A 12,418-nucleotide genomic window follows, 5' to 3' on the forward strand; every position below is an offset into this window, starting at 1 on the left:
TAAAACCCGTTTAATCGGCTGAAATCGGGAAAATTGACGCAATTTCTTGCGGGAGACGCGAGATGACCCCTGCCAATTTATGATGCGGATAGTAGAGATGGTATTTTCCTCGATGCAGTCCGGTAATCGATCTTACAATATCGGAAACTTCGGAAATTTCTCTCAATTTATCCTGTTTGGTCAGCAGTAAAATTTGACTTCCGCGCTTCGTATTATTCGGCAGCAAAACGTCGTATGGAAGATCGGTCGGGAAGTCGATTTCAAAGTCGTATTCCGGGTTCAAACCCACCTCTTTGAAGCTGCTTCGAATCTTGTCTACCGTCTCTTGGTCGATCGCATCGACCTCTACATATTTATACAGCCTGCGGTGGAGGAATCGGCAGCAAAGCTCGCTAAGAATGGAATCCTGCTCGTCGCTCCACTGCATAAACGTCGTTTGGATCAGCGATTCATCAAGCTTCAGATACTCTTTCACCGTGAGTTCGTTTTTGAATAACCCCGGGAGCGGCTGCGGCAAAAATGCAAAATCGTATCCTTCCTTATACAGCTCGCCCGCCCGTCTGAAAATTTGTCTTAAAATGATCTCCGAGCTTCTCGTAACCGGATGGAAATAGACCTGCCAGTACATCTGGTAACGGGACATTAGATAATCTTCGACGGCGTGCATCCCCGACTCTTTTACCACGATTCTTCCATTATAGGGGCGCAGCATGCGGAGAATCCGGTCGATATCGATCGTGCCGTAATTGACGCCGGTAAAATAAGCATCTCTAAGCAGATAATCCATACGGTCCGCATCGAGAGGGCTGGTAATCAGATTCACGACGATTTCCTGTTCGTAGTCTTTGCGGATGACCGCTGCGACTTTATCCGGCAGGTCTTCCGACACTTCCCGCAGCACGCGGTTCACGTCGGTATCGCCCAAAATGATTTTGCAGGTCCAGTCTTCGTGGTCCATATGGAATGCTTCTTCGATTGAATGGGAAAAAGGTCCGTGTCCCAAGTCATGCAGCAGCGCCGCACACATCGCGACCATGTTTTCCTCGACCGGCCAGTCTGGATAATTGTTACGCTCGAATTGGGAAATGATGCGCCGGGTAATTTCATACACGCCGAGCGAATGCGAAAAGCGGCTGTGCTCGGCTCCGTGGAAAGTGAGATACGTTGTACCCAACTGCCGAATACGACGCAAACGCTGGAATTCGGCCGTATTGATCAAAGACCAGATCGTTCGATCTTGTACATGCACATAATTATGTACCGGGTCTTTGAATACTTTCTCCTCGCGCAATGGTTTGATATAGTTCGGCATATTCTCACTCCTTTGATTTGGACTATTAGGGTTATAAGTAGCTTGACCAAGTTATAATGTAAGGTTATGTTCACCTAAAGCGTATACGTTTCAGGTGAACGTATACCTCTGATTAAAGTTGGTTAAACTACTGGAATATCGAATTTTGTCGCACAAGGTTTTTAATTCATTTTTAAACGTTTTTATCGGGCTTTATCGAAAATATGAGACGTATTTGGTTTATTTTACAGACAAATTTCGGTCACGTTTCATTTTTTATCAAAATTTAAGGAAATCTTCAGTCTTGTTGGGTTGACTGTTCTGGGAAACATTGTTATTATGAGGAGCATAAAAGCTAGAACAATGTCGAATAATGACACTGGTTGTATAAATGGGCAGTCTATCCATGAACATGTACAACTGCTAACCTTTTAAATTCACATTTTGGGAGGCAATACATGATGATGAAATCAACGGGTATTGTAAGAAAAGTAGACGAACTGGGCCGCGTTGTAATCCCTATCGAACTTCGCCGCACACTCGGGATCGGCGAAAAGGATGCGTTGGAAATTTATGTCGACGGCGAACGGATCATGCTGAAAAAATACGAGCCTGCTTGCATCTTCTGCGGCAACGCGGATAACGTGACTTATTTCAAAGGCAAAATCGTCTGCTACGACTGCGTCTCGGAAATCCCTGCTCCGGTGACGAAGTAAGCGGAGTTTATTTTCTCCGCTCACTTCGTCACATCAGATCCAAAACAAAAGGAACGCTCCAACCTTTTATTTTGGATCTGTACCATTAAGCTTTTAGGCTCTTAAGTTCCGGCTCTTAAGTTCCGGCTCTTAAGCTTTTACGCTTTACTCTTTTAATCTCTTACGCTTCACTTTCAATCTCCACTTCCCCATTGGTTCCAATTCTGTTACCCAATATCAGCCGTTTCCGTTATAATAAAAAGACGAACAGAAAAACCGATCCAATCGGGGATCAAAGAAGTCTTAACGATGTTAATTCTAACCTTTTTTATATCTCCTTGCACCTCTGAGCGTCCGGCATCGGCACTCGGAGGTTCTTTTTATGTTTTTATGCCTTATTTTCGTCTTTTTGTCTAGGCCGTGTTTGAAAACTCAACGACGTGCATCTTTCACCGCCTTTTCGCCCTCCACTGATTCGCTCCTAAACCGTGACCGAATCAGCAACGCTGCGTCACTTCTCCTTGAAGTGCCCCGGCACGCCTGCGGAAAAGTTCCTTGTTGAGAACGAAAATTCGTCGAAATCTGCTTCCTTCGGAGTTTTCAAACACGCCCTAATCGAGCAGCGCATTATACACATCACGCTTCGACAATCCGCGATCCGCCGCTACTTTTTTCATCGCATCTTTACGCGATAGCCCTTCCTGCTCCTCGTAATGAGTCACATGAGCTTCCAATTCCAAGTCCTGCCACCAGGCGTCCTTCCGCTCTTGAGCCTGCTCCCGACTTTCACCTTCCACCGCGATACAATATTCGCCGAGCGGCGGATATTCGTTCAGCAGCGTTAACAGCTCCTCCAACGTCCCCCGCGCAATCTCTTCGTGCCGCTTCGTCAGCTCTCGTGCCAGTACCGCGTTTCTCGGCCCCCAGGCCTCCAACATCGCTTCGATCGTTTTCGTGACCCGATGCGGCGATTCATAGAACAGCAAAGTGCCTTCGAGCTGCCCGAGCGACTCCAAAGCGAGGCGACGATCCTTATTTTCACGCGGTAAAAATCCGGCAAACGTAAATCGTTCCGTCGATAGTCCCGAGACGATCAAAGCGGACAACGCCGCGTTGGCTCCAGGCACCGGAACGACCGCGATTCCCGCTTCTATAGCCAGTTTGACAAGGTCCGATCCGGGGTCGGAAACGGCCGGCAGACCGGCATCGCTGACGATCGCCAGATTTTTTCCTTCTATTATATAGCGTATCAGTTCAGGGCCGCTGGCCGCCTTGTTATGCTCGTGGTAACTGAACAGTTTTTGCGGCACGATCTCGAAATGCGTCAGCAGCTTGCGCGTCTGCCTTGTATCTTCGGCCGCGATCAGCTCGCATTCCCGCAGCGTGCGGATCGCCCGATACGTCATGTCTTCCAGATTGCCGATCGGCGTAGCCACGAGATACAAGGTACCCGCGCCGTTCGCGTTCGGTTCGAAGCTTTTCTGTACCTGCATCTTAGGCTTCTCCTCCCGGTTTTCCGTAATAAATCGTCATGATTTCTTCACAATATTCGCCCTGCTCGTTGTATACGATCAATGGCGGCATGACTCGCATCTCCGGCTTGCCGTCGCGCAGACCTTCGACCAGTACCATATTCGCTTCCATGCCGGCGCGCGGATGAACGAATCGTATACGCTTCGGCTCGATTCGGTATTTGCGCATCAGCGTCAAAATATCGGCTAACCGATGCGGACGATGCACCATCGATACTTTGCCGCCCTGCTTCACGAGCTTGCCGCAAGCCTGCACCACGTCTTCCAACGTGCAGTGGATCTCATGCCGGGCGATCGCTTCGTGCATATTGGCTTTGATATCGCTTCCGGTCAACGCCGTATAAGGAGGATTTACGGTAACCGCATCGTACATGCCGTGTCCCGCCGTTTCGTGAAAACCTTTCAAGTCGGCATTATGGATGACGATCCGGTCTTGCAAATTATTCATCGCGATGCTGCGCTCTGCCATTCCGGCCAGACGCTCCTGAATTTCCACGCCTTCGATCATCGCTTTGGTCCGGGTAGACAGCAGCAGCGGGATCACCCCGTTACCCGTACACAGATCGAGTACGCGTCCGCGCGCGGGTACGGAAGCAAAACGCCCCAAAAGGACCGCATCCATCGAAAAGCTGAATACCTCGGGGCTTTGAATGATATGCAGATTTTGTGTGAGCAGGTCGTCGACCCTTTCACCTGCGTACAAAGGGACTTCATTCAACGATTTTTCCATTGTTCCAAACGCTCCTCTTTCAAAAAAAAGCCGCAGGCAAAAAACGCCGCGGCTCTCAGACTTTTACGTTGACCGGATTATTTATTCAAAAAAGACAGGCAGAACAAGCAGTCGCCTTCCGTGCGCAAATGGCCGTAGTACACATTGCAGATATGGAATCCTTCGTGGTACAAACGAGCCAAATTATCGTATCCTTCGCCGACCGTGTCGCTCGATTCCTCATCTTTCCTTTTCGGTTCGTTGAGAACGTTGAACGGCTCGGTACGGGTGCCGGAAACCGATTCTGCCTGGACTTCCCTTTTCAAAATCTCTCGCAGACGTTCGTTTTCGGTAATGAGCCTGTGATTATCCTCCATCAGCTCTTTGACCGCCTGCTTGATCGTGCCGAGTTCATCTTTGAAGCTTTCCACTTGCGTTTCCATCTCGTGTATTTGCGCGAAAACATTTTTCTTCTCCAAGTAAACTCCACCCCAGAGCGGTTCCGATTGACTTACTTGACGACGATGTCGTCCATGGCTAATTCCTTCACCTTGCCGATCTCGAACAACTGTACGTGTACCATGCGTTTGCCGGTATTAAGTCCGACTACCTTGCCTTCACCGAGCGACGTAACGACCATCTTGCCGACAGCAGGAAGTTCTTCCTTCGAGCTCTCGTAATTGTCATGCTCGAACTTCAAGCAACACATTAATCTGCCGCAAAGTCCGGAAATCTTCGTCGGATTCAACGATAGATTCTGATCTTTCGCCATCTTGATCGATACCGGTTCGAAATCGCCCAGCCACGACGAGCAGCACAGTACCCGTCCGCACGGTCCGATTCCTCCGAGCATCTTCGCTTCGTCCCGAACGCCGATCTGCCGAAGCTCGATACGGGTCCGGAAAATGCTGGCCAGATCTTTGACCAACTCGCGGAAGTCGACGCGGCCTTCGGCCGTGAAGTAGAAAATGATCTTGTTGCGGTCGAACGTATACTCTACATCCACCAGCTTCATTTTCAATCCGTGATCCTTGATTTTATTCAAACAGGTTGCAAACGCCTTGCGGGCCGCATCCTTGTTCTCCTCTACCACGCGCGCATCCGTGTCGCCAGCGATACGAATAACCCGCTTGAGCGGAAGCACGACGTCGCTCTCTTGCACTTCCTTCTTGCCTACGACGACCTTGCCGTACTCGACGCCCCGAGCCGTTTCCACGATCACGCATTGTTCCTGCTCGATCGGAAACTCCAAGGGATCGAAATAATACACTTTGCCCGCCTTTTTGAAACGGACTCCGACTACACTGTACAAAGCTAAACCTCCCTTGCGCGCATTCAAAACGTTAGGTCCTTGCTGCCTGACCTCATGCTTAAAGTCCCGGCTGCCCCGGCCTAGTGAACGCGTTGACGGTTCCTTTTCGCGGAAGCCGCCCGAACCCGTGCGTCGATCGCATTAACGGTTGCTTTCGAAGTCCGAAAACGCGCCAGGTCAAGGGCCCAGCCTTACCAAAAACTGCTCAAGACAAAGCTGCGTGTTCATGTTGGATTTGAGCTTTTTTTTGCTCTCTGCGGCAATGGACATGCACGATATCCAATATTCCGCACTGCGGGAACCTGCCACTTGGGAGATAAACTCCAACTGATCTATGAAAACGATGTGCTCGCGCCGTTCGGAAAGAACGTAAATCATATCTCTAAACCACAAATGGAAAAGATCGAACAGGCTGTCCAGGTGCTCGCCGAGTCCCGCCTTGAAGACTTGCTGTTGGGCGGTAACGAGGCTTGCGCCGCTTCGGCCGATCGACTCCTTCCCTAATTGTATCACTACATTTCTTGTTTCTGCAAACCAATTCTCTGCCGCGAGCGCTTTGCATTCTTCCGGTCCCGGCGTGAGTTGGGCGGCGCAGCGCGCGGCCGGAGTCGCCAGACCTTCTACAGCCAACTCGCTTAGAATCGATTCGGCCCCCATTGCGGTAAAAGGAACAAGCTGCACGCGCGAACGAATGGTCGGAAGCAGCGTCTGGGCATTTTCCGAAAGAAGGATCGCGACGGCCGGAGCCGGCGGTTCTTCCAGAAATTTGAGCAAACTGTTCGAAGCTTGCACCGTCATTTTGTCGGCTTCATCAATGATATAGACTTTTCGGCCGCTGGAACCCGAGCGATAAGAGAACATCTTTTGCAGTTCGCGGATCTGTTCGATTTTGATCGATGCCCCGTCCGGTCCGATCGCCTGCAAGTCGGGATGGTTGCCGTGCTCGACCTTACGGCAGCTCAAGCATTCGCCGCAGGCGTCGCCCAGCTCCGTACCGCGTTCGCACAGCAGCGCTTTGGCGAACGCGTCTGCCGCTTTGCGACGCGCGCCGCCGCCGGGGCCGCTGAACAAATAGGCGTGCGAGATCCGTTCGCTGCGCAGGCTGCTGCCGAGCAATCGCTTGGCTGTTTCCTGGCCGCTGATCGTTTGTAAAGACATGGTTTGGCTCCTTAAGGCGCTCGCCGTTTTCGAAATCGCTCAGCTCGTTTTCCTACGGAAAGCCGAAAGTCGCTCTTTCGAACACGGCTCGCTACGTATGTGGGGGAGGGAGTAAAAACCGACCCTTTGTTTGGTTAAAAGAATAACGCCGCATAGCGGCGTCGGCGTGCGAAAATTATGATTTTCGGCACTTGAAGGCGGACAAGCGCGAAATCGTTAAGAGACAAGGTAGCTCATTTTTGCATAACGCTTCTTCTTCAGCTTCCGATTCTGTGCCCGCCTAATCAGAACAACAAGTTCATCAACAAGCCGCGCACCTCGCCCAATTGTTCGAGCAGGTCGATTCGGCCTTCTTCGCTGGCAAGAAGTTCGTCGGCCATGGCGAGCAGTTTGCCGTCGATTTCGTCGATCAGTTTATAGCGTTTGGTACGGCCGAGGCGGTCCCAGCCTTTGGTGTCTTTCATGCCGACGCCGCGGCGCACGGTGTCTTCAAGGAAACGCTTGACCATCGTGCGGTAAGCTTTCAGCTCGCGGATGGTCATGGATCTTGCCAAGCGGTCGCCTTGCTTGTTGATCTCCTGCATCCGGCGTCCGAGTTCGTCTTGGGTCGCTTGCGCCTCCTGGTTGCGGATCGTATCCGCGAAGCTGCGCTGCTCGACCGGACGGGCGCCGGTATCCGGCGTAATCGGCGTATTGTTTAAAGGGCGAAAGCCCGGATTGATTTTCATCACTGATCCCTGCCTTTTTTATCCGTGAAGACGAGAGGTCTCCCTAAGGAGACCGAACCCTTCTTCAGGCCGGCTGTCCGCCGGTAAAATGGGTCGTGCAAACGGTGACTGACTATGCACTTCGCTTATTTTCGACGGACGGCAAGGCAGCACGCATGTTGGACGCTTCCTTCAGGAAGCATGCGCCTTAGAAATGCTCGAAACGGTCGACCGGAAGCACGAATACCGTCGCGCCGCCGACTTGTACTTCGACGGGCAGCGGCAAATAGGAATCTGTCGTTCCGCTCATCGGCGTAACCGGCGTCACGAGCTGCTCGCGTACTTTACAGCTGTTGCGAATCACGCTCATCACGTTCTCGACCTGGCTGTCGTCCACGCCGATCAGAAAAGTCGTATTCCCCGCTCGCAGGAAGCCGCCCGTACTTGCCAGCTTCGTTGCCCGAAAATTCGATTTAACCAGCTCGCCCGACAGTCGGTTGCTGTCTTTATCCTGCACGATCGCGATAATCAGTTTCATCCGTGGTCCCTCCCTTTCGATTGGCTGATTGTCCATACGGACAAAAAGAGCCGTATGCTCTTTATTCGACGTCGATAGGTCAAATTCCTGCTTTTATGAAGGGCCTTAGAAAATAAGCTTTTCCAGCACTCCTTTTATATCGGCAAAAACAGCCTCTTCATTACGCGAAGCGTCAATCATGGTAAACTGTCCTTCATACTCGGCCATCAACTTCAAATAACCTTCGCGAACCCGGCGGTGAAAATCTTCAGCCTCCAGGTCCAAACGGTTGATTTCACGTCCCGCATGCTTCGCATGAATACGTTGAAGGCCAACCTCCGGCGTTACGTCCAAGTAAATATTCATGCTCGGCCAGTATTCCACGCCATCCACATTGATCGCGCGTTTATTGATGTCCAGCACCGCTTCGCCCAATTCGCGACCGTAGCCCTGATAGCTGAGCGAGGACATCACGTACCGATCACAGATCACGATCTTGCCTTGTTCCAGCGCCGGAATGACCTTTTGCATCAGATGCTCCCGACGCGCTGCCGCATAGAGCAGGCATTCGGTCAGACCGCTCATCGCGTTGTCGACATCCAGAATGACGCTGCGGATTTTTTCCGCCACTTGTACGCCACCCGGCTCGCGCGTGGAAATAAAATCCGCTCCGCGCTCGCGAAGATAAGTCTCGATCCGGGCAATCTGCGTCGTTTTACCGCTGCCGTCCGGACCTTCCAGTACTATAAATTTACCCGAATGCTCCATGTTTGTTTACCGCCTTCTATCTTTTTTCTGCCGGATAGCTCGTTCGTACCCGTATTGTGTGTAATGAAGCATCCGATGCTCCCTGAAACCGGGCGCCGACCTCTCTCAGCCGAATCAAATGCGCAACCGTAGATTCCGTAATTTCTTCTCCCGCATACACCAGCGGAATGCCAGGCGGGTAAGGAACGATCATCTCCGCGGCGATCCGTCCCGCTGAAGCTTCCGTATTTACGGTGTCTGAAGCTGTCGGCGGACGCAAATCGAACGGTACCGGGTCGGAGATTGCGGAAAACATTTTCTGATCAAGCGACGCAGTCGCATTCCGGTGAACGGACGAACGCTCGCTTACATGCTGTTCACTCGCCGAATCCGCCATATGAACGTCGGCTTCGACTTGCATTTCACGAAGTGCTGCAATTAATCTTACCGCATCGTCCATCCCAGTTCCCGGTCCGAGCGCCAATACCGTTCGCCGCTCGTCGCTCATCTCCGCCACACAGCCTGCATCCGCGATGCGCTGATGAAGCTCGTAACCGCTCAACCGTCCCTCAACGTCTTCGATCGAAATCTTAAACGGATCTTGTTCCGTATAACGACCATCCCTATTGCTGCTGATTGTTCGGCTGTTATCTTGATCCGACCGACTCGGCCGCACATAGCCGAACCGTGGCAATTGTTCCAGCTCCGTACGAATATAGGCCGCCGCCTCCAACGCATCCTTCCAGCCTGCTGCTCCGCTTTGCTCTGCTATGCTGCGTGCCAGATCCAGCGAAGCCATGATCGGATACGACGGACTGGAGCTTTGCACCATGGCCAGCCGTTTGCGCAGCAGCTCGCGATCGATCCGTTTCCCCTGGACATGCAGCATCGCACCCATCGTCATCGCGCCCAACATTTTATGCGTAGACTGCACCGCGCCGTCTGCTCCTTCTGCAAGCGCCGACGCCGGAAAAGCCGAATGCAGCCCGTAATGGGCACCATGCGCTTCGTCCACCAGCAAAGGAACTCCGTAACGATGGCACAGCTCGGACGTTTCGCGAATACTTCGCCCCATCCCGTAGTAATTAGGCCGGGTCAGCAGCACCCCTTTGGCCTCGGGATAACGCTCCAATGCCTGCTCCAGCGAAGCTTCGTTCGGAAGCACCGCCAGTCCGTTCAACGATTCATGCTCCGGGGAAACGAACACCGCACGCGCGCACGCCAACATCAAACCGTTTAACACGGACTTATGCACGTTGCGCTGTACGATCAAAATATCTCCCGGCTCCGAGCAAACGGTCAGAATCAACGCCAGATTCCCGACCGTGCTCCCTCCGACCAGAAAGAACGTCTCCTCTGCCCCGAAAAAAGCGGCCGCTTTCTCCTGAGCTTCCCGAATCACGCCTTCAGGATCGTGGAGATCGTCCGTCCCTTCGATCTCCGTCGCGTCAATGGAAAGCACCTCGGCGAACCCGTAAGGTACTTTTCCTTCTATATCCCGATAAAAGTTCCCGTCTTTGTGACCGGGCACATGAAAAGAAGCTTCCTTGCGTGCGGCGTAACGCAGCAGCTCTGCATAAAGCGGAGCGTCGTTATGATTCGATTCCTTCATGCCGCGCCTCCTGTACCCTGCATTTTTACTTATCTATTGTACCTGATTTAGTGCCGTCGCTGAACTACATTTTATATCCGGTTAGGAAGCGTGACTTTTCAACCTTCCGATTACTGCAGGTTTGCGTTATGATAATAGCAGCTTGATTCCCAATTTCGGGAATGCTTGATCTGGAAAAGGAAGGAAGGTCGGACATGCTGGAGCAACAGCGCGAGAACGGCAACGCCACGATCTATCAATATCAGCTCATACGCAAGTTTCACGTTCCACAGCTTCTGCTTTTGATTTATTTACTAGTCCCCATTCCTGTACTGCTTGTCGGAACCTTTTTATTCTCCTGGCACGCACTTTTCTATATGCCCGCTGCTTTTCTTATCGTTCTTTGGATTCATTTTGTCGTTTCTCATTCCGTCTTGCTGATTCGCGGCCCTATGTATCGGAAAAAATGGCGTTTGCGCTTCTCCGGCATCTGGTTCGGTTTCCTGCCTGATCAACACATGGGTTATTCCGTTCTTCAACAAGTCCTGCTGCAAAACCTGTGGATCGGATTCGTCTTTATCGGAGTGCTCGTCGCCTGGCTCCCGCTGCCTTTCACTTTAGCGCTGTTATTCTGGCATTTCTGGTTCATGGCGCCGCGGATCTCGATCCTGCTCAGCATGAGAGGCCAGAGCAAAGACGTTATGATCAAACTTAATCCTCAAGACGTCTCGTATTATGTCCAGTGATCGATTTTTCCCGTATAAACCAAAGAAAGACCGGGCCCGACTTTATTGTCGGTGTACCGGTCTTTTTATTAAACTATCCATTCTATACGTTTTCCGTCTCTGCCGTCCTTAGTTTTCCTTCGGGACCAGCACCGTCAAATAACTGCCTTCCAGCGATAAATGTACCGTTGTTCCGCCCTTTGCAAAAATGAGGATCGGATTCGGTTCTTCGAGGTTTTCCTGATCCGTTTGTTCGGTCCAGCCCCACGCTTTGATGGCATCCAAGTAAGCTTCCGGAATTTGGTCCAGACTATCGAGTCCCGGTACCGAATAGCGTATATAGCTCATTTTCGTGTTATCGGCTGTCACTTCGGTTTTACTTGCTTCTTTAGGCACGGGAAAACTTTCTTCAATCGTTGCACCATCGTAAACCGCCCAAGATGAAGGCTCTTCCGATGAGCATCCCGCTAGAAGAAGAAGTGAAGTGCAGAATAGGCAAAAGGCAAAAGACATTACCTTCCGCTTCATATTCAATTCCCCCTTACATCGTTCTGCGCAATTCTATGAAACCCCCATATAGTTCTTCTCTCCCGGTTCTAAATTCCCTGCTTAAAACCGAAAGTCCCCTAGAAAAACCGGTGATTTTTGTGCAGACTTTGACTTTTTCCCCGGATTAAATAGCGATTAGGGCTGATTAATCCATTTCATCATTATACCGAGGAAGTTTTGGGGAACGGTTACAAAAATGTTACCGAGGGAGCGGGAGTCGGTTTCGACCTGCGCTTCGTTGTGTTTTCCCCTTTATTAGATAAATGCTACAGCGGTAAGGGGAAAACACAAAGGCGCTTCGGTTCGAAACCGGCTCCCGCTCCAGGCAAGGGGGTGGGGAGAGGGCATCTTAAGCCCTGTTTGCTTGAGATATTGGGGGAAAAACTTTAAAAGAGGTAGCTTTGGTTCGCCGCCTGAAAGAGGTAGCGGCTTTGCCGGCTACGGGACAAGTCGGATAGGGAAAAGAAAAAGAAGAGGATAGAATTGGATGCAGCTATTGTGATTTAACAAGATTGGAAAGGAATTTTATCTGATTCTTAGTCCCTGGTTTTTTATTATTTTATTTTTTATAAGGAATTGAAGATTTTGGTGATGAAGGATTTCAGGCCAACTTTGCCTGTAGCTTTTGATCTTCAAGCCAAACGACCTTTCTTTATACGCTTCAACGATGATGAGCACCGCTTGGAAGCGTAGGGAGAAGCTTTGGCGCGACTTTGGGCTTGCTGTCCGGCAAACCAGGGAAGCAGCAGGGTTTCTCACGTAGCGACCTGTTTAAGTAAAGCCTTCGGAAACAAGAAAAAAGCCTTCTCTGTTAAGAGAAGACTTCTTCATTGGCTTGGCAGCTTCCTACTCTCCCGGGACCCTGCGGTCCAAGTACCATCGGCG

At 51.1% G+C, this 12,418-nt stretch carries 13 protein-coding genes; 2 read left to right on the top strand and 11 right to left on the bottom strand.

What is annotated here, in order from left to right:
- Window positions 1-10: 10 nt before the first annotated feature.
- Window positions 11-1,312 carry an HD domain-containing protein gene (locus HRQ63_RS25325; RefSeq protein ID WP_172247886.1) on the bottom strand — a complete coding sequence of 434 codons (1,302 nt, stop codon included), beginning with the start codon at window positions 1,310-1,312 and terminating at the stop codon, window positions 11-13.
- A gap of 440 nt (window positions 1,313-1,752) precedes the next feature.
- Between HRQ63_RS25325 and HRQ63_RS25330 the strand changes: the two genes are divergently transcribed.
- Entirely contained in the window at window positions 1,753-2,007 is a 255-nt protein-coding gene (locus HRQ63_RS25330) for an AbrB/MazE/SpoVT family DNA-binding domain-containing protein (protein ID WP_172247901.1), read from the top strand.
- Between the two features lie 590 nt (window positions 2,008-2,597).
- Here HRQ63_RS25330 and rsmI read toward each other — a convergent pair.
- The 9 genes from rsmI to HRQ63_RS25375 all read right to left on the bottom strand — a co-directional run bounded on the left by rsmI (window position 2,598) and on the right by HRQ63_RS25375 (window position 10,280).
- Entirely contained in the window at window positions 2,598-3,479 is an 882-nt protein-coding gene (rsmI, locus tag HRQ63_RS25335) for a 16S rRNA (cytidine(1402)-2'-O)-methyltransferase (RefSeq protein WP_172247887.1), read from the bottom strand.
- Window position 3,480: 1 nt separating this feature from the next.
- The gene (locus HRQ63_RS25340) at window positions 3,481-4,248 is read right to left on the bottom strand and encodes a tRNA1(Val) (adenine(37)-N6)-methyltransferase (RefSeq protein WP_172247888.1); all 768 of its coding nucleotides are present in this window, start codon (window positions 4,246-4,248) and stop codon (window positions 3,481-3,483) included.
- A gap of 77 nt (window positions 4,249-4,325) precedes the next feature.
- Window positions 4,326-4,706, bottom strand: a complete 381-nt coding sequence (locus HRQ63_RS25345) for an initiation-control protein YabA (RefSeq protein WP_172247889.1) — start codon at window positions 4,704-4,706, stop codon at window positions 4,326-4,328.
- Window positions 4,707-4,738: 32 nt separating this feature from the next.
- Window positions 4,739-5,539, bottom strand: a complete 801-nt coding sequence (locus HRQ63_RS25350) for a PSP1 domain-containing protein (protein ID WP_172247890.1) — start codon at window positions 5,537-5,539, stop codon at window positions 4,739-4,741.
- 177 nt (window positions 5,540-5,716) lie between these two features.
- A complete protein-coding gene (gene holB, locus HRQ63_RS25355; RefSeq protein WP_172247891.1) occupies window positions 5,717-6,697 on the bottom strand; it encodes a DNA polymerase III subunit delta' in 981 nt (326 codons plus the stop codon).
- A gap of 284 nt (window positions 6,698-6,981) precedes the next feature.
- Window positions 6,982-7,425: a YaaR family protein gene (locus HRQ63_RS25360; RefSeq protein ID WP_172247892.1), complete on the bottom strand. Its 444-nt coding sequence runs from the start codon at window positions 7,423-7,425 to the stop codon at window positions 6,982-6,984.
- Between the two features lie 187 nt (window positions 7,426-7,612).
- The gene (locus HRQ63_RS25365) at window positions 7,613-7,942 is read right to left on the bottom strand and encodes a cyclic-di-AMP receptor (RefSeq protein WP_018978459.1); all 330 of its coding nucleotides are present in this window, start codon (window positions 7,940-7,942) and stop codon (window positions 7,613-7,615) included.
- 105 nt (window positions 7,943-8,047) lie between these two features.
- Window positions 8,048-8,689 (bottom strand): dTMP kinase, encoded by a 642-nt coding sequence (gene tmk, locus HRQ63_RS25370; RefSeq protein ID WP_172247893.1) that lies wholly within the window; start codon window positions 8,687-8,689, stop codon window positions 8,048-8,050.
- A 16-nt stretch (window positions 8,690-8,705) separates the two neighbouring features.
- Window positions 8,706-10,280, bottom strand: coding sequence for an aminotransferase class I/II-fold pyridoxal phosphate-dependent enzyme (locus tag HRQ63_RS25375; protein WP_172247894.1), 1,575 nt, complete (start codon window positions 10,278-10,280; stop codon window positions 8,706-8,708).
- A gap of 194 nt (window positions 10,281-10,474) precedes the next feature.
- On the opposite strand from HRQ63_RS25375, the gene HRQ63_RS25380 reads away from it, so the two are divergent.
- Entirely contained in the window at window positions 10,475-11,005 is a 531-nt protein-coding gene (locus HRQ63_RS25380; RefSeq protein ID WP_172247895.1) for a hypothetical protein, read from the top strand.
- A gap of 108 nt (window positions 11,006-11,113) precedes the next feature.
- Here HRQ63_RS25380 and HRQ63_RS25385 read toward each other — a convergent pair whose 3' ends face one another.
- Window positions 11,114-11,380 (bottom strand): hypothetical protein, encoded by a 267-nt coding sequence (locus HRQ63_RS25385; RefSeq protein ID WP_172247896.1) that lies wholly within the window; start codon window positions 11,378-11,380, stop codon window positions 11,114-11,116.
- Between the last annotated feature and the right edge of the window lie 1,038 nt (window positions 11,381-12,418).

Origin of the sequence: Saccharibacillus endophyticus (genome assembly GCF_013185185.1) — a bacterium.
In the GTDB taxonomy this organism is placed as follows: Bacteria; Bacillota; Bacilli; order Paenibacillales; family Paenibacillaceae; genus Saccharibacillus; species Saccharibacillus endophyticus.